Source organism: Variovorax sp. EL159 (genome assembly GCF_900100965.1).
Lineage (GTDB): Bacteria > Pseudomonadota > Gammaproteobacteria > Burkholderiales > Burkholderiaceae_C > Variovorax.
Map to the genome: position 1 here is coordinate 528864 of NZ_FMUJ01000002.1, position 15972 is coordinate 544835.

The following is a 15972-nucleotide window of genomic DNA, read 5'->3' on the forward strand; positions in this document are numbered from 1 at the left end:
GTAGTTCTCGACGAACCATCAAATGGAGCTTGAAGATCGATGAACCGCATGCTGCCGGGAACGCGCGCACTCCGGACCTTCGAGGCGGCCGCGCGGCACCTGAACTTCACGCGTGCGGCCGATGAGGTCGGGCTGACGCCAGCGGCGGTCAGCTACCAGATCAAGGAGATCGAAGACCAGCTGGGCGTGGTGCTGTTCACGCGCACCAGCCGCACCATCCAGCTCACGCCGGCGGGCGCGCTGATGTTCGAGGCAACGGCCGATGCGCTGGATACCTTGCAGCGCGCAGCCGGCCGCGCCCGGCGCATGACGCGCAGCGCCGCGCACCTGCGCATTTCGCTGAGTGCGAGGTTCGCGACCAACTGGCTGCTGCCCAGGCTTCCCCGGTTCCGCGCCGAGAACCCGGGCCTGGAACTGAGCTTCGACATCAGCGACGAGCTTCGGAGTTTCGACATGGACGACATCGATGTCGCGATCCGCTTCGGCACCGGCACGCACGAGCACGCGCGATCCGACCGGTTGTTCGACACGGTGATCGTGCCGGTCTGCAGCCCGAAGCTGCTCGAAACCGGCCCCGGCCTGCAGGCGCCGCGCGACCTGTTGCAGCACACGCTGTGCTACGTGGACTGGAAGACCGACGGCATGGTCTGGCCCAACTGGCGCATGTGGATGGCCGCTGCCGGTATCGCCGATTTCGACGACAGCCGGTGTGTGGCGTTCTCCGATTCAGGCTTCGTGGTGCAGGCGGTCATTGAAAGCGGCGCCGTGGGCCTGGCCGACCTGGACATGATCGCGATCGATCTGGCGCAGGGCCGGCTGGTGAGGCTGTTCGACATCGGCGTGCCGGTGGCGCAGCCTTACGCCTACCACCTTGTCTGTCCGGAGGACAGCAGCGACGATGTGCGCGTGCTCGCGTTTCGCGAGTGGATGCTCAAGGAGGCAGGGCAATGACGATTGACTCAGACACGCTCAAATCGATTGACGCGGCTGCGGTTCTACTTGCCGAGGCTGACGCCTTGATCATTGGCGCCGGTGCCGGTATGGGGGTGGATTCTGGTCTCCCGGATTTTCGGGGAGGGGCGGGATTCTGGAGCGCCTACCCGGCCTTGGCCCGGTCGAAGATTTCTTTCCATGACATCGCTTCACCCGAAGCATTCCGGAACGACCCGGTGACGGCCTGGGGCTTCTACGGGCACCGGCTCAACCTCTACCGCAAGACGCGACCGCACGATGGCTTTGCACTGCTCAAGTCGTGGGGAGAAAAGATGGAAAAGGGTTATAGCGTTTTCACGAGCAACGTCGATGGGCACTTTCAGAAAGCAGGATTTTCCGAAGATGCCATCTACGAGTGCCATGGGTCGATTCATCATCTGCAATGCGCGAAACCTTGCGGCCAGCAGATATGGAGCGCGGACGACTTCATTCCCGAAGTAGACGAAGCGGAGTGTCGGCTGCTCAGTCTTTCTCCCGCATGTCCTCGTTGCGCAGGCTTGGCCCGACCGAACGTCATGATGTTCAGCGACTTCGAATGGCGAGAAGGCCGCGAACAGGCGCAGGCGACACGGATGCATGCGTGGTTGGCCTCGGTGCGCCGTCCTGTGGTGATTGAAATCGGTGCGGGTACGGCAATCCCATCGGTCAGATCCTTCAGTCACAACGTCGTGGGGCGATTCGATGGTCGGCTGATTCGCATCAACCCCCGCGAGTTTGATGTCCCGACCTCACGCGATGTCGCGCTCCCGATGGGGGCGATGAGAGCCTTGAGTCTTCTTGCGAATGCATTGGAGCACTGACATGTCATCTGAAGTCCCGCTCAGCGCCAGCCAGGTTGTCGTCCAGATATGCTTGTTCTTGGTGGCCGCCATCGCCATTTTTGGCGGCAGTCTCCAGATGTACCTGGGGCAGCCTGAAACCTCGCCGCGCAACGACAACGTGCACAGGTTCATGGCCGAGGTCTATCTGTCGACAGGCCTCATCTGCCTCTGGGCTGCGTTCACGATCCGCCAGCAAGGCGATCTTGTCTATCTCCTTGCACTCGGTGTGTTGCTTGCTGGCTGCGGGCGCTTGTTGTCCATCAGAAAGGTGGGCCTTCCCAAGCCTGCGGCTGTCTGGTTGGGGTACCTGATTCCCGAGCTTCTTATTCCTTTCGTGATGGCCGGTGCTCACTACGCACGCTACTAGCAGGCCCCAGACTCGCGCTAGAGTCCGCCCACGTCCACAAGACCCGCCACGCCACATGCCTGTGCTTCAACAACAACTGCTTCGATGGCTCCCGATCGGGGCCTGCCTTCTGGTGTTGGGCTGTGCGAACCCGCCGGCGCCGCCACCTTCATCTTCTACACCCGTCATCTCGTCGCTGACGCCCGACCAGGCGAACGGCATCGCGATCCATGCGCTGGGGCTGGTCGGCACGCCGTATCGCTATGGCGGCAACACGCCCGAAGGCGGCTTCGACTGCAGCGGGCTCATCGGCTATGTGTACCGCAGCAGCGTGGGGCAGGTGCCGCCGCGCACGGTGGCGCGCATGGCGGGCTTCGGCCGGCCGGTGGCGATGTCCGAGATCCGCACTGGCGACCTGGTGCTCTTCGGTCCGTCCACACCGTCGCATGCGGGCATCTATGTGGGCAGCGGGCGATTCGTGCATGCACCATCGACCGGCGGCGAGGTGCGGCTCGATCGGCTGGACGGCGTGTACTGGTCGCGGCAGGCGATGCAGGCGCGGCGGCCCTGAGCGGCGGTTCAGTCCTCGAGGTCGTGCTGCTTTCTCTTGCGCCAGGCATTGCGTTCGTCGATGGCGCGTGCCGTCTTGCATGCTGGCCGTGTGGCAATGGCTTCGCTGCGCTTCAAGGGCTGCCAGTCGGCGGGGCTCTCTGCCTGCGACAGGCTGAGCCACTCGGCCCCGCAATGAGCGCATGAGGCCACGAGCACGTCGCGCCCGCCGCGGCGTCCGACGCGCGTCTGTTCCCCGAGCGCGGGCGTGCCGCAGCACGACCAGAAGAGGGTCATGTCGGGCCGCGCCCGGGTCTGCCTGACCCACGCGGCGGCGCGGTACCAAAGCGTTGCGTTCAACACCATGTCAGGCCTTGCCCGCATTGCGGCGCGGTGCGTCGAGCCCGCAGGCGCGCACCCATGTTTCAGCCGAGACGATCCACACGGCCGCGATGATGGCCAACCACACGAAGTCCATTGCTCACTCGTTGCCTTGCAATGCAGCGAGTGTCCGAAAGCGCGCATAAAAACGGCGTCGAATGTTCACGCGGGCGCGTAAACAAGACATAAAGAAAAAAGTGCTCAGGCGCGCGGCGACTGCACGTGTTCGGGCCGCACGCCCAGGCCCACCGCGCGCGCGGGCAGCCTGCGCAGCAAGGGCCAGCGCGACAACAGCCGCAGCGGCCAGGGCACATGGCCCGCCGCGCCCGAAAGCTTGCCGTCGAGCACGGGCATCAGCACGCGGTCTTGCACCATGCGCTGCACCGCCTGCGTCACGCGCACCGGCCATTCCCTTCGACGTTGCAGCTGAGGCAGCAGGTTGTCGATCTGCTTGCCGGTGGCGTTTCCGGCCAATGGCGACGACAGCAGGTTGGCGGCGGCCACCGCGTCCTGCACGGCGAGGTTGATGCCGACGCCGCCCACCGGCGACATCGCGTGCGCCGCATCGCCGATGCACAGCAGGCCGGGGCATGACCACGATTCGAGCCGGTCGACCGTCACTTCGAGCAGCTTCACCGCGTCCCAGTCGGGCAGGGCGGTCAGCAGCCTGCCCGTCAGAAAGGGCGCGATCCTGGCGATCTCGTTGTGGAAGGCGGCCATGCCCCGGCCCTGCAGGGTGGCATGGCCGCCCTTGGGAATCACGAAGGCGCATTGCCAGTAGTCGCCGCGGTTCAGCGTCACCAGCAGATGCCCGCCGGCGATGTGGCCGCCAGTGGCTTCCGGGTCGCCGGGGACTTTGGGAAGGCGCATCCACAAGACGTCGATGGGGGCGCCGTAGCTGATGTGCGGGAGCGCGGCGGCATCGCGCAGCGTGGAATGGCGGCCATCGGCTGCCACCACCAGTGCGGCGTGCAGCTCGATGTCCTGCAGCTGGCCGCTGTGGCGGCCGCGCCGCACCTTCACGCCGGTGACGCGGCCCTTGTCCTGCAGCAGGCCGATGGCCTCGGCATCGGTCCACAGTTCGAAGCCGGGGTAGCGCCGCGCCTCGTCGCACATGAAATCCAGAAACTCCCACTGCGGCATCAGCACGAGGAACCGGCAATGCGAGGGCAGGTGCGAGAAGTCGGCCACGGGGAAGCTCTGGCCCTCGAAGGTGGCGCGCAGTTCTTCGATGCGGTCGTGCGGGCGCTGCAGGAAGGCGTCGAGCAGGCCCAGCTCGTGCAGGATCTCCAGCGTCGACGGGTGCACGGTGTCGCCGCGAAAGTCGCGCAGGAAGTCGGTGTGCTTTTCCAGCACCACCACGGGCACGCCGGCCCGTGCCAGCAACAGGCCCAGCACCATGCCGGCCGGGCCGCCGCCCGCGATGCAACAACGCGGGAGCGTGGCGGCCAAAGGGGTGGCAAGGGGCGTGTCCATGGCTTCGATCTTTCTGCGCCGTCGGTGGCAGGGGCGTATGTTGCGGTCTGGTCCGGTTCGTGCGTGTAGGCCCGCAGGCATTGCACTGCGGCGTGGTCGGCTGATTATTCGGGTTTTCCATTACGCAATGCCACGCAAGCCGCCCACGCGGTCCGACGGATGCGCCCGTACCCCCGTCCGGCAAGACTCCCCGGTTCCATATCGAGGAGACATCCCCATGCACAGCATCCGCCGCCACCTGGCGTGGCTGGTCGTGGCCGTGGTCGGCGCATTCGCGCTCGGCACCGTGGCCCTGACCCGAGGTGAAAGCGTCAACGCCCTTTGGGTCGTGACCGCCGCGATCTGCACCTACCTGATCGCCTACCGCTACTACAGCCTCTTCATCGCCGACAAGGTGCTGGGCCTGGACGGCAAGCGCAAGACCCCGGCGCACCGCCACAACGACGGGCTGGACTACGTGCCGACCGACAAGAACGTGCTGTTCGGCCATCACTTCGCGGCCATCGCGGGCGCGGGCCCGCTGGTGGGACCGGTGCTGGCCGCGCAGATGGGCTACCTGCCCGGCCTGCTGTGGATTCTTGCGGGCGTGGTGTTCGCGGGCGCGGTGCAAGACTTCATCGTGCTCTTCATCTCGACGCGGCGCGACGGCCGCTCGCTGGGCGACCTCGTCAAGCAGGAGATGGGCGTGGTGCCCGGCATGATCGCGCTGTTCGGCACCTTCATGATCATGATCATCATCCTGGCGGTGCTGGCGCTGATCGTGGTGAAGGCGCTGGCCGAATCGCCGTGGGGCACCTTCACGGTGGCGGCCACGGTGCCGGTGGCGCTGTTCATGGGCGTGTACCTGCGCTTCATCCGGCCGGGGCGCATCGGCGAGGTGTCGCTGATCGGCTTCGTGCTGCTGATGCTGGCCATCTTCGGTGGCCAGGCCGTGAGCCAGAGCGCCGAGTGGGCGCCGCTCTTCACCTTCGACGGCAAGGCGCTCACGTGGATGCTGGTGGGCTACGGCTTCGTGGCCGCAAGCCTGCCGGTGTGGCTGCTGCTGGCGCCGCGCGACTACCTCTCGACCTTCCTGAAGATCGGCACGATCATCGCGCTGGCCATCGGCATCGTGTTCGTGATGCCCACGCTGCAGATGCCGGCCATCACGCAGTTTGCGCAGGGCAACGGCCCGGTGTGGTCGGGCAGCCTGTTCCCGTTCCTGTTCATCACCATCGCCTGCGGCGCCGTCTCGGGCTTCCATGCGCTGATCTCTTCGGGCACCACGCCCAAGATGCTCGACAACGAGCGCCACGCGCGCTTCATCGGCTACGGCGGCATGCTGGCCGAATCCTTCGTGGCCGTGATGGCGCTGGTGGCGGCTTCGTGCATCGAGCCGGGCATCTACTTCGCGATGAACAGCCCGGCCGCGCTGGTGGGCAGCACCGCGCAACAGGCGGCGCAGACCATCTCGAGCTGGGGCTTCGTCATCACGCCCGAGATGCTGATGCAGACCGCCAAGGACGTGGGCGAAACCACCATCCTCGGCCGCGCAGGCGGCGCGCCGACGCTGGCGGTGGGCATGGCCCACATCCTTCACCAGGTGATCGGCGGGCAGGCCATGATGGCCTTCTGGTACCACTTCGCGATCCTGTTCGAGGCGCTGTTCATCCTCACGGCGGTCGATGCCGGCACCCGCGCGGGCCGCTTCATGCTGCAAGACCTGCTGGGCAGCTTCGTGCCCGCGCTCAAGCGCACCGATTCGCTGCCGGCCAACCTGATCGCCACCGCGCTGTGCGTGGCGGCCTGGGGCTACTTCCTGTACCAGGGCGTGGTCGATCCGCTGGGCGGCATCAACACGTTGTGGCCGCTGTTCGGTATCTCCAACCAGATGCTGGCCGCGGTGGCGCTGATGCTGGGCGTGGTGGTGCTGTTCCGCATGAAGCGCGAGCGCTACGCGTGGGTGGCCATTGCGCCGGCCGCATGGCTGCTGGCCTGCACGCTCACGGCGGGCTGGCAGAAGATCTTCTCGGCCGACCCGAAGATCGGTTTTCTCTCGCACGCCGCGAAGTACACCGAAGGCCTGGCCAATGGCGTGCTGGTGGCGCCGGCCAAGACGCCCGAGGCCATGTCGCGCATCGTCTTCAACGACCGGCTCGATGCGGCCCTGTGCGCGCTCTTCATCTTCGTGGTGCTGAGCGTGCTGGTCTACAGCATCAAGGCCTGCCTGGCGGCGCGCGCGGCCAACCGGCCGACCACGCAAGAGACGCCGTTCGAGCCGATGGGTGCGGCCTCGTCCGCCGCCCACTGAACGCCATGGGCCTCGCATTGCCGGAAGCCGGGCGCTACTTTGCGCGCTCGCTCAAGCAGTCGCTGCGGCTCATGGTCGGGCTGCCCGACTACGACGCCTACCTGACCCACATGGCGGCCACCCACCCGGACCGGCCGCCGATGAGCTACGAGGTTTTCTTCAGGGAACGGCTGGAGGCGCGCTACGGCGCGGGCAAGGGCCGCTGTTGCTAGTGGCGCGGCGGTCCGTGCGGCCGCCGGCCACAAAGACGACACATTTATAATCATTTGGTTCGCGCGATGCGATCCCTTTGCTGCAAGCCCGGCCCCGTGCCGGTGCCGCGCGGCAGAGGCACCCAACCCAGATTTTTCCAGGCAGGGCACATCCGGTTTCTCCACTTGAGAGGTGGCGAAACGGCATGTCGCTTCGCGATTTACACAAAACAAATCGCCCTGAGGGAAATCAACCATGTCCGTTCGTTCGCCTGCGCCGCGCTTCCGGCTGCGCCATCCATCCTTGTTCCTTGCCGTGCTGGCCGCCCTGAACGGCGCCGCGCATGCCCAGCAGAGTGCCGGCGGCACCACGCTCAAGGAAGTCACCGTCAGTTCCGAGCAGGACGCGGGCTACGCCCCGTCCACCAGCAGCACGGCCACCAAGGGCAGTGCGCCGCTGCGCGACATTCCGCAGGCGGTGAACGTGCTGCCGGCACAACTGCTGCGCGACCAGGGCGCGACCTCGATGCAGGACGCGCTGCGCAATGCGCCCGGCGTGTCGTTCAACGCGGGTGACGGCCAGCGCGACCAGGTGGTCATTCGCGGCTTCTCGGCCATCGCCGACTGGTTCGTGGACGGCGTGCGCGACGACGCGCTGTACTTTCGCGACCTCTCGGACACCGAGCGCATCGAGGTGCTGAAGGGCCCGGCCGCCGTGCTGTACGGGCGCGGATCGTCGGGCGGCCTCATCAACCGCGTGACCAAGAAGCCGGTGTTCGAGCGTCCCTTCGGCGAGGTCTCGCTCGGCCTGGGCTCCCACGACTTCAAGCGGCTGACCACCGACCTGAACACGCCCATCGGCGAGAACATGGCGTTTCGCCTGAACGTCGCGCGCGAGAAGTCGGGCAGCTACCGCAACCAGCAGTTCATCGACCGCTACAACATCGCACCGTCGCTGGCGATCAAGTTCAGCCCGCAGACCGACCTGCTGCTGCAGTACACCAACGCCTACGACCAGCGCCTGACCGACTTCGGCATTCCCGAGCTCAATGGCCGGCCGGTGAACGTGCCCATCGGCACCTACTACGGCTCCGCATTCGGCAAGCGCGACGACACCACCACGACCCGCGTGCAGTCGTTCACCTCGACGCTGAACCACCGCTTCAGCGCCTCGCTGGACCTGCGCAACGTCACGCGCTACTACACCTACAAGCTCGACCGCTTCAACACGCTGCCCAGCGGCACCACCGACCCGGTGCGCATGACGGTGGGCCGCACGCGCGGTTTTGTGGACCGCGACGAAAGCGGCTGGTTCAACCAGACCGAACTGACCTGGCGCAACAACCTCGGCGGCTTCAAGCAGGAGTGGCTGCTGGGCGCGGAGTTCGGCAAACAAGACAAGCGCCTGTACTCGGTGTCGTCGGCCACGGGCTACGAGCGCGTGAGCATCCTGAACCCGGTCGCCGTGCCGGCGCCCATTCCGCTGGCGAGCTACCAGGCGGCCAGCGCGATCCCGAGCAACTCGACCTTCAAGACGGCCGCGATCTACGCGCAGAACCAGATCACGCTGGCGCCGCAATGGAAGGCGCTGGTCGGCGGCCGCTACGACGTGTTCGGGCAAGAGACCTCGTTCGAGCGCACGCAGGCGCCCATCGAGCGCACCGACCGCAAGTTCAGCCCGCGCGCGGGCGTGGTCTGGCAGCCGAGCGAAACGCAGTCCTACTACGTGTCGTACAGCCGCTCGTTCCAGCCTTCGGCCGAGACCTTTGCGCTGTCGACCGCCATTGCGGCGAACGACCCAGAGATCACCGTCAACAAGGAAATCGGCGCCAAGTTCGACTTTCTCGATGGCGCGCTCAACTTCACCACGGCTGTCTTCAATCTCGAACGCTCGGGCATGAAGAACACCGACCCGGCCAATCCCGCGCGGCAGATCAACGTGGGCACGCAGCGCACCAATGGGGTCGAGCTCGCGCTGGCCGGCAAGCTGCCGGGGCGCTGGGACATCAGCGCGGGCTATGCGTACCTCGACGGGCGCATGGTGAAGTCGCTGGCCACGGTCAGCTCGCTGCAGTTGCCGGTGGGCGCGGCGCTGCCGGTGCAGGGCAAGGTGGCGGCGCTCACGCCGCGCCACTCGGCCTTCGTGTGGCTCATGAAAGACCTGGGCAATGGCCTGAGCGCCGGCGGTGGCGTGAACTACGTGGCCTCGCGCTATGCGTCGCTCAGCAACCTGGTCACGCTGCCGGGCTACGTCACGGCCGACCTGGCGGCCAGCTACAAGACCGAGCGCTACGAGCTGTCGGTGAACCTGAAGAACCTCACCAACAAGAAGTACTACGTCTCCGGACACGGCAGCGTCGACAACCTCATCATGCCCGGCGCAGGGCGCGAGTTGCAGGTGATGCTGACCGCAAAGTTCTGACGGCGGCCGTTGCGCGTCAGGCCCGCTGCGTGCGGGCCAGTGCGCCCTTGCGCTCCAGCAGCTCGACCATCTTGAGTGCGGCGGGCGCAAGCGGCCTGTTCTTCAGAGCGAGCCGGTAGAGCGGGCGCGAAAGGGCGGCGCCGCCCGCCAGCTTCAGCTCGCGCAGCGCGCCGAGCGCGAGCATGTCGGCCACCACCACGCGCGGCAGCATCGAGATGCCGACACCGCTGGCCACCGTGCGCGCAATGGCCTCGTTGCTGGCCATTTCCATCCAGGGCAGGGCGGCGATGCCGTGGGCCTCGCACAGCGCTTCGGTGGCCTGCCGCGTGCCCGAGCCCGGCTCGCGCAAGATCCAGTTCTGGCGGCCCAGCGCTTCGGCCGTCACCGCACGGCGCGGCAACGCCGAGCCCGGCGCCACCACCAGCGTGAGCGGGTCGGCCTTCCATTCGCTGACCTCGATGCGCTCTTCATCGACGCGGCCTTCCACCAGCGCCAGGTCGATGCGGCATTCGAGCAACTGCTCGCACACCCACTGCGTGTTGCCCACCGTCACGCGCGGCACCACGGCGGGGTAGGCGGCGCAGAAGGCCGCGACATAGGGCGGCAGCCAGTAGCTCGCGACCGTGGTGCTGGCACCGATGGTCAGGCTGCCGCGCTGCACGCCGACGCGCGCACGCACATCGTCGAGCGCTGCGCGCTCCATCGCGAAGATGCCGCGCGCATGCGTGAGCAGCGAGGTGCCCGCCTCGGTGAGCCGGAAGCCCTTGCCGGCGCCGCGCTCGATCAGCGTCAGGTCGAGCTGGTGCTCCAGTTCGCGGATGCCCTTGGACACCGCCGGCTGGCTGATCCACAGCCCTTCGGCCGCGCGAGAAAAGCTGCCCGCCTCGGCCACCGCGACGAAGAGGCGCAGCAGGTGCAGGTTCATTGCCATAACTTCATTTCATGCATTGGTGAAGTTTATGTCTTTGACTCATGGGGCGTCCATTCCTAACCTCGGGGCCATGGATTCCCTTGTTGCCTCCTTGCCCGGTTTCTCTTTCGTTCGCAGCCGTGGGCCCGGCCTGCTGCTCGCGGCCCTGCTGGCCGCCATGGCCGCGCTGCTGGCGCAGTGGGGGCCGATGCTGCAGATGGGCCTGAGCGCGATGACGCTGGCCATCGCGCTGGGCATGCTGGTCGGCAACACGGCCTTCCCTTCGGTGGCGGACCGCGCCGGCGCAGGCGTGGACTTTGCGCGCAGCGTGCTGCTGCGCGCGGGCATCGTGCTCTACGGCTTTCGCATCTCGCTGCACGACATCGGCGCGGTCGGCTGGCCCGGCCTGCTGATCGGCATGGCGATGGTGGCGCTGACCTTCGGCATCGCGGTCTATGTCGGCACGCGTTGGCTGGGGCTCGACCGGCAGACCGCCGCGCTGATCGGCGCGGGCAGCGCCATCTGCGGCGCCGCAGCGGTCATGGCCACGCAGCCCGTGGTACGCGGCGAAGAGCACAAGGTCTCGATCGCCGTCGCCACGGTGGTGGTGTTCGGCACGCTGTCGATGGTGCTGTACCCCTTGGTGTTTCCGTACCTCGGTCTGTCGGAGCATGCCTTCGGCCTGTTCGCCGGATCGACCATCCACGAGGTGGCACAGGTGGTGGCCGTGGGCGAAACCGTCGGCCCCGCCGCAGCCAACGCGGCCGTGGTCGAGAAGATGCTGCGCGTGATGATGCTCGCGCCGTTCCTCATGTGGCTGTCGTTCCATTCGGCCGCATCGATGAAGGGCGCGACCAGCTTCAAGGCCTGCTGGAAGCAGGTGCGCATTCCGTGGTTCGCGGTGTTGTTCATCGCCGTGAGCGCGGTGCATTCGCTCGATGTGCTGCCGCACGCGCTGGTCGAAGGGCTGGTGCAGCTCGACACGCTGCTGCTGGCCACCGCCATGGCCGCAATGGGCCTGCGCACCAGTGCCGTGAGCCTGCGCCGTGCCGGTGTGCAACCGCTGAAGCTGGGGGCGCTGCTCTTCGTGTTTCTCACGGTCGGCGGCTACGGCGTCAATGCACTGGTGCTGTCGATGTTCTGAGCTCCGATGCGCCTGTGGGGCTCAGGCAGCGGCTGAGGCAGGCTGCGTGAATTCCAAGTTCTCTTTCGCGGGGCTTCGCGCCACGATGGCATCCACGTCACTCGTGGAGAACATCGATGTCATCCGAACTCAACCAGATCGCCAGCTGGTCGCTGCGCTGGCGCATTTTTCTTTCGGGCGTGCTGTTGCTCGCTGCGGCACTCGCATCGGCCAAGCCCTTTGACGAGAACACCGATCTGCAGGCCGAACAGCGCTTTCAGCTCGCCCTGGAAGCGCAGGCCGACCGCGACTACGGCACCATGCTCGACCAGTTGCGGCAAGCCGCCTCCGAAGGCCATGCCGAGGCGCAGGAGATGCTGGGCATGGTGCTGCTGACCGGCCAGACGCTGTACGGCCCGGCGGTGAAGGCTGACCGCTGCGAAGCGCGGACATGGATGCTCCGGGCCGCAGAACAGGGGAGTGAAACGGCGAAGGTCCAGCTGGCTTTTCTGAACAGGCTGCGCGGGTCGCCGACGGGCAAGAGCGCCTGCGGCTGAACGGGTGGGCGGGGCTCGGTCAGAATCCGGGGCTAGCCGCCCCATGACCTCGCCCGCCACGCCACCCCATCGCCGCCTGCGCCAGACAGGCATCGTCATCCTCATCGCCGGCTGGATCGTCGCGGGCATTCTCTTTCTCGTCGCCGAGCGCAATGAAGACGTGAAGGCGGCCGACCAGCGCGTGGTGAACGGGCAGGTCTACACGGTGCCGCTGGACGCATCGAAGCGCGAACTGCAAGAGGTCGAACGGATGGGCGGCAAGGCGACCGTCTGGATGGTCGAGTCCGAGGCCTGGCTCGGGTCGCTCTTTCATGGCAAGCGGCTCGCCTACACGCTGGCGGTGTTGTCGACGGCGGTGGCGGGCGTTTGCATCTATCTCGCGGCCTTGGCGGCGGAAGAGGTAGATGCGTAGGGATCGCATGACCTCGCCCGCCAAGAGCATCCATCGGGCCGACTACGAAAACGCCCCGGCCGCGCTGGGCGTGATGCCCAAGACCTATCCGGATGGCTGGGACACCGGGCGGCATAGCCATGACAGGGGCCAACTGGTGTATGCCCCCGTGGGCCTGATGGAGCTGGCCACCGCCGACGGGCTGTGGCTGATTCCGCCGCAGCACGCGCTATGGATACCGCCCCATACCCAGCACGCCATGCGGGCCCGGGGCACGGTGTCGATGCAGAGCCTTTATGTGCGTGCCGACGCGATTCCCGCCGGCTTTCCCCGCAAGCCGCAGACCCTGCGCGTGTCGCCCTTCCTGCGCGAGCTGATCGGCCGCGCATCGACCATCGCCATCGCGCACGACGAAGACGGGCACGAAGGACGCGTGCTCTCGCTCATCCTCGGCGAGATCGACTGGGCCAGGGACGCCGTCGAGCTGGGCCTGATGAGCGCCCGGGACGCACGCCTGTCGCGCGTGTGCAAGGCCCTGCTGGAGCGGCCCGGCGACGCGCGCTCGCTGGTGGAATGGGCTCGCGAGGTCCATGTGTCGGAGCGCACGCTGGCGCGCCTTTTCAGGCAGGAGTTCGGTGTGACCTTCATCGGATGGCGCCAGCAGGTCCGGGTGCTGGCGGCGCTGCCGCGCCTCGCATCGGGCGAGGGCATCACGGCGATCGCGCTCGAACTCGGCTACGAAACACCGGGCGCGTTCACTCACGTATTCCGCCGCTTCATGGGCGTGCCGCCCAGCAAATACTTGCGGCAGCGCTGAAGCCCGGCACGCCGGCGCGGCTGGCCGTGTCCGATTCGGCGCAGAAGTCGGCAGCTTCGGGCAAGCGTGCGGGAAGAGGGCTGCCCACACTCGGGGGCATGTCGAACCGAGACCCCATGTCCCATTCCTGCACGCCCTTCGCGGCGGCCCATCCAGCCCCACCCTTTGTTCGCAAGGACGTCGATTTCGATGCCGACCGCATCACGCTGCGAGGCTGGCTGTACCAACCCGTCGAGCCGGCGCCGCACGAACAACGGCACCCGCTGATCGTCATGAGCGGCGGCTACGGCACCACCAAGGAGATGTTCACCGACCTCTTCGCCGAGCGCTTCGCCGGCGCCGGCTTCATGGTGCTGCTGTACGACCATCGGGGCTTTGGCAGCAGCGACGGCGCGCCGCGCCGCGAGATCAACCCCTGGCAGCAGATCGAAGACATGCGCCACGCCGTCACCTTCGCGAGTGGCTTGTCCGAAGCCGATGCGCGGCGCATCGGCGTCTGGGGCAGCAGCTATAGCGGCGGCCATGCCATCGTTCTGGCGGCCACGGACCGCCGTGTGAGATGTGCCGTGGCGCAGGTGCCGACGGTCAGCGGAACGCAGTCCGCGCTGCGGCGCGTCAACGGCGAGGCCGAAGCCCAGCTGCTCGCCCGTCTTGCCGACGACCGCCAGCAGCGGGCGCGGGGAAGTGCGCCCCGCATGCTGCCGATCATGGGCGATGCAGGTTCCGAAGCCGTCTACAAGACACAGGAGGCGGTCGATTGGTACACCGCCGCCTATCGCCGCGCGCCGCAACAGGTGCCCGAGGTCAGCCTGCGTTCCGTGGAATGGTCTCGTGCCTACAACCCCGGCGACTACATCCAGCGCGTGAGCCCCACGCCCTTGCTGATGGTGGTGGCCGAGCGCGACACCGTCACGCCCACCGACCTTGCGCTGCTGGCGTACAACCAGGCGCTGGAGCCCAAGGCCTTGACGCTGTTGCCGGGCTCGGGGCACTTCGACCCGTACATCAAGGACTTCGAGATCGCTTCCACGCAGGCGCTGGATTGGTATCGGAAACACCTCGGTCACCGCTGAAAGATCGTGCGTTCGCACAGTTGGGGTTTGAACGGAGGCCCACGACGCAAGCACGGTGAGAGCATGACGGCGCCCCTGCGAGGCCCGGGACAGGCTCATCCATCGAAAGAACTACAGAGGAAGACAATGAACTTCAGGCTCACCTCACAGCTCGCGTTGTTGCTCGCGGCTGTCGCGCTCACCGCCTGTTCGCAACTGCCTCCGAGCTATGCCGAGAAGGCGGCTGCGCAAGCCACAGCCAACGCGCAGGCCGGTGCACGGCGCTCTCCGGCGCAGGTGAGTCCGGTGCCGACGAACGAGGTCAGCCCGCAGATGCAGGCATTGATCGGCGGCGGCTACCCCGGCCACTTCAACGCGGCGCCCAAGGACGCAGCCGAGTGGAAGGCGCTGGTCAACAGCCGTGCCGCGCCCGTCGTGGCGATGATTCCTGCGCTGAAGGAAAAGCTCGGCGTCTCCGTGCAGGCCACGAAGATCGCCGGTGTGAACGCCTTCATCGTCACGCCCCACAAGATCGCGCGCGGCAACGAGAAGCGGCTGCTGATGCACGTGCATGGCGGCGGCTACGTGTTCGGCCCCGGCGAATCCGCCTTGCCCGAAGCGATGCTGCTGGCCGGCTTCGGCGGCTTCAAGGTCGTGTCGGTTGACTACCGCATGCCGCCCGACTTTCCTTATCCCGCGGCCATGGACGATGCGATGGCCGTCTGGAAGGAACTGGTCAAGACCAACAAGCCGCAGAACATGGCGGTCTTCGGCACTTCGACGGGCGGCGCGATGACGCTCGCGCTGGTGCTTCGCGCGAAGGCCGAGAACGTGCCGCTGCCCGGCGCCATCGCACCGGGAACGCCGTGGTCCGACATCGCGAAGATCGGCGACAGCTACCAGACCAATGAATGGATCGACAACGTCCTGGTGACCTGGGACGGCTGGCTGGGGCGCGCCGCGCTGCTGTACGCCGCGGGCCGCGACCTGAAAGACCCGCAGCTGTCGCCGATCTACGGCGACTTCAAGGGCTTTCCTCCCGCGATCCTGACCACGGGCACGCGCGACCTGTTCCTGTCGAACACGGTGCGCACGCATCGCAAGCTGCGGCGCGCCGGCGTCGAGGCGGAACTCAACGTGTACGAAGGGCAGTCGCACGCGCAGTACGGGATGAACCCGGATGCGCCCGAGACCCGGGAAGCATTCGGCGATATCGCGCGCTTCTTCGACAGGCACCTGGGGCGCTAGGGCTCCGCTGCGCCACGATCATCGGCGTGAAAAGCAAGGAAGGTCGTGCGCTCAATGCGCTGCCGGCGATGGCCAACAGCCACGACAGGCACCCTTTGCCAGAGCCGCTTCAGCGCCGGTTTCCAAGATTCACGGGCGAACCGATGGCGCCGCGCCGGCCATCCGCAGCAGGCCCGGCACCTCGCTGCGCCCGACACCCAGGTCACACAGTTCGTGCTCGCTCATGGCCTTCAGTTGCGATGCGTCGACACGCAGGCGCCGGCGCTTCTCGATACATCGGGCGCCGTCGAAAAGGGCATCGAGGAGCCATTGACGAAATACAACGAGCGTGAGTGTTGCCATGAGGTACTCCCGGTTGGAGAACGATCATCTTCCGGCGAGACGTGCTACTGTGGAAGTTGAGAT

At 66.8% G+C, this 15972-nt stretch carries 17 protein-coding genes; 13 read left to right on the forward strand and 4 right to left on the reverse strand.

All coding sequences use genetic code 11. From position 1 onward, the window contains the following. Positions 1–39: 39 nt before the first annotated feature. From BLQ28_RS08700 to BLQ28_RS08715, 4 genes are read left to right on the forward strand one after another with little or no spacing between them, the layout of a single operon-like run. Positions 40–951: a LysR substrate-binding domain-containing protein gene (locus BLQ28_RS08700; RefSeq protein ID WP_093238409.1), complete on the forward strand. Its 912-nt coding sequence runs from the start codon at positions 40–42 to the stop codon at positions 949–951. Continuing rightward, on the forward strand, positions 948–1793 hold the full coding sequence (locus BLQ28_RS08705) for an SIR2 family NAD-dependent protein deacylase (protein ID WP_093238410.1): 846 nt from the start codon (positions 948–950) through the stop codon (positions 1791–1793). The genes BLQ28_RS08700 and BLQ28_RS08705 overlap by 4 nt, the downstream gene beginning before the upstream one ends. Position 1794: 1 nt before the next feature. Continuing rightward, entirely contained in the window at positions 1795–2181 is a 387-nt protein-coding gene (locus BLQ28_RS08710; RefSeq protein WP_093238412.1) for a DUF4345 family protein, read from the forward strand. A 55-nt stretch (positions 2182–2236) separates the two neighbouring features. After that, complete coding sequence (locus BLQ28_RS08715; RefSeq protein WP_093238413.1) at positions 2237–2731, forward strand: C40 family peptidase; 495 nt, start codon at positions 2237–2239, stop codon at positions 2729–2731. Between the two features lie 8 nt (positions 2732–2739). On the opposite strand, the gene BLQ28_RS08720 is transcribed toward BLQ28_RS08715, so the two are convergent. Together BLQ28_RS08720 and BLQ28_RS08725 are read right to left on the reverse strand one after the other, a co-directional pair. Then, positions 2740–3069 (reverse strand): hypothetical protein, encoded by a 330-nt coding sequence (locus tag BLQ28_RS08720; protein WP_143012452.1) that lies wholly within the window; start codon positions 3067–3069, stop codon positions 2740–2742. Between the two features lie 222 nt (positions 3070–3291). After that, positions 3292–4566, reverse strand: coding sequence for an FAD-dependent oxidoreductase (locus BLQ28_RS08725; protein ID WP_093238416.1), 1275 nt, complete (start codon positions 4564–4566; stop codon positions 3292–3294). 217 nt (positions 4567–4783) lie between these two features. On the opposite strand from BLQ28_RS08725, the gene BLQ28_RS08730 reads away from it, so the two are divergent. From BLQ28_RS08730 to BLQ28_RS08740, 3 genes are all read left to right on the forward strand, one after another. After that, positions 4784–6856: a carbon starvation CstA family protein gene (locus BLQ28_RS08730; protein ID WP_093238418.1), complete on the forward strand. Its 2073-nt coding sequence runs from the start codon at positions 4784–4786 to the stop codon at positions 6854–6856. A gap of 5 nt (positions 6857–6861) precedes the next feature. Further along, positions 6862–7068 (forward strand): YbdD/YjiX family protein, encoded by a 207-nt coding sequence (locus BLQ28_RS08735; protein WP_093238419.1) that lies wholly within the window; start codon positions 6862–6864, stop codon positions 7066–7068. Between the two features lie 235 nt (positions 7069–7303). Continuing rightward, a complete protein-coding gene (locus BLQ28_RS08740) occupies positions 7304–9469 on the forward strand; it encodes a TonB-dependent receptor (RefSeq protein ID WP_093238421.1) in 2166 nt (721 codons plus the stop codon). Between the two features lie 16 nt (positions 9470–9485). Here the strand turns inward: BLQ28_RS08740 and BLQ28_RS08745 are convergent, their stop codons facing one another. Continuing rightward, on the reverse strand, positions 9486–10394 hold the full coding sequence (locus tag BLQ28_RS08745; RefSeq protein WP_093238422.1) for a LysR substrate-binding domain-containing protein: 909 nt from the start codon (positions 10392–10394) through the stop codon (positions 9486–9488). Between the two features lie 76 nt (positions 10395–10470). Here BLQ28_RS08745 and BLQ28_RS08750 point away from each other — a divergent pair, with 76 nt between their 5' ends. The 6 genes from BLQ28_RS08750 (at position 10471) to BLQ28_RS08775 (ending at position 15567) form a co-directional block, all read left to right on the forward strand. Continuing rightward, a complete protein-coding gene (locus BLQ28_RS08750) occupies positions 10471–11523 on the forward strand; it encodes a YeiH family protein (RefSeq protein ID WP_093238424.1) in 1053 nt (350 codons plus the stop codon). A gap of 116 nt (positions 11524–11639) precedes the next feature. Beyond that, entirely contained in the window at positions 11640–12059 is a 420-nt protein-coding gene (locus BLQ28_RS08755; RefSeq protein ID WP_093238425.1) for an SEL1-like repeat protein, read from the forward strand. A 43-nt stretch (positions 12060–12102) separates the two neighbouring features. Continuing rightward, entirely contained in the window at positions 12103–12471 is a 369-nt protein-coding gene (locus tag BLQ28_RS08760) for a hypothetical protein (protein ID WP_093238427.1), read from the forward strand. Positions 12472–12478: 7 nt separating this feature from the next. Further along, complete coding sequence (locus BLQ28_RS08765; protein WP_093238428.1) at positions 12479–13267, forward strand: AraC family transcriptional regulator; 789 nt, start codon at positions 12479–12481, stop codon at positions 13265–13267. A gap of 116 nt (positions 13268–13383) precedes the next feature. Continuing rightward, positions 13384–14340 (forward strand): alpha/beta hydrolase, encoded by a 957-nt coding sequence (locus BLQ28_RS08770; protein WP_093238430.1) that lies wholly within the window; start codon positions 13384–13386, stop codon positions 14338–14340. Positions 14341–14466: 126 nt separating this feature from the next. Beyond that, a complete protein-coding gene (locus BLQ28_RS08775) occupies positions 14467–15567 on the forward strand; it encodes an alpha/beta hydrolase (RefSeq protein WP_093238431.1) in 1101 nt (366 codons plus the stop codon). Positions 15568–15696: 129 nt separating this feature from the next. Here BLQ28_RS08775 and BLQ28_RS08780 read toward each other — a convergent pair whose 3' ends face one another. Then, a complete protein-coding gene (locus BLQ28_RS08780) occupies positions 15697–15909 on the reverse strand; it encodes a YjiS-like domain-containing protein (protein ID WP_093238433.1) in 213 nt (70 codons plus the stop codon). Between the last annotated feature and the right edge of the window lie 63 nt (positions 15910–15972).

Coding starts and splice junctions, on each gene's coding strand:
- BLQ28_RS08765 (WP_093238428.1), top strand. CDS start 12,479: ATGACCTCGCCCGCCAAGAGCATCCATCGGGCCGACTACGAAAACGCC.
- BLQ28_RS08740 (WP_093238421.1), top strand. CDS start 7,304: ATGTCCGTTCGTTCGCCTGCGCCGCGCTTCCGGCTGCGCCATCCATCC.
- BLQ28_RS08780 (WP_093238433.1), bottom strand. CDS start 15,909: ATGGCAACACTCACGCTCGTTGTATTTCGTCAATGGCTCCTCGATGCC.
- BLQ28_RS08715 (WP_093238413.1), top strand. CDS start 2,237: ATGCCTGTGCTTCAACAACAACTGCTTCGATGGCTCCCGATCGGGGCC.
- BLQ28_RS08700 (WP_093238409.1), top strand. CDS start 40: ATGAACCGCATGCTGCCGGGAACGCGCGCACTCCGGACCTTCGAGGCG.
- BLQ28_RS08705 (WP_093238410.1), top strand. CDS start 948: ATGACGATTGACTCAGACACGCTCAAATCGATTGACGCGGCTGCGGTT.
- BLQ28_RS08710 (WP_093238412.1), top strand. CDS start 1,795: ATGTCATCTGAAGTCCCGCTCAGCGCCAGCCAGGTTGTCGTCCAGATA.
- BLQ28_RS08760 (WP_093238427.1), top strand. CDS start 12,103: ATGACCTCGCCCGCCACGCCACCCCATCGCCGCCTGCGCCAGACAGGC.
- BLQ28_RS08730 (WP_093238418.1), top strand. CDS start 4,784: ATGCACAGCATCCGCCGCCACCTGGCGTGGCTGGTCGTGGCCGTGGTC.
- BLQ28_RS08745 (WP_093238422.1), bottom strand. CDS start 10,394: ATGAACCTGCACCTGCTGCGCCTCTTCGTCGCGGTGGCCGAGGCGGGC.
- BLQ28_RS08775 (WP_093238431.1), top strand. CDS start 14,467: ATGAACTTCAGGCTCACCTCACAGCTCGCGTTGTTGCTCGCGGCTGTC.
- BLQ28_RS08750 (WP_093238424.1), top strand. CDS start 10,471: ATGGATTCCCTTGTTGCCTCCTTGCCCGGTTTCTCTTTCGTTCGCAGC.
- BLQ28_RS08755 (WP_093238425.1), top strand. CDS start 11,640: ATGTCATCCGAACTCAACCAGATCGCCAGCTGGTCGCTGCGCTGGCGC.
- BLQ28_RS08725 (WP_093238416.1), bottom strand. CDS start 4,566: ATGGACACGCCCCTTGCCACCCCTTTGGCCGCCACGCTCCCGCGTTGT.
- BLQ28_RS08770 (WP_093238430.1), top strand. CDS start 13,384: ATGTCCCATTCCTGCACGCCCTTCGCGGCGGCCCATCCAGCCCCACCC.
- BLQ28_RS08735 (WP_093238419.1), top strand. CDS start 6,862: ATGGGCCTCGCATTGCCGGAAGCCGGGCGCTACTTTGCGCGCTCGCTC.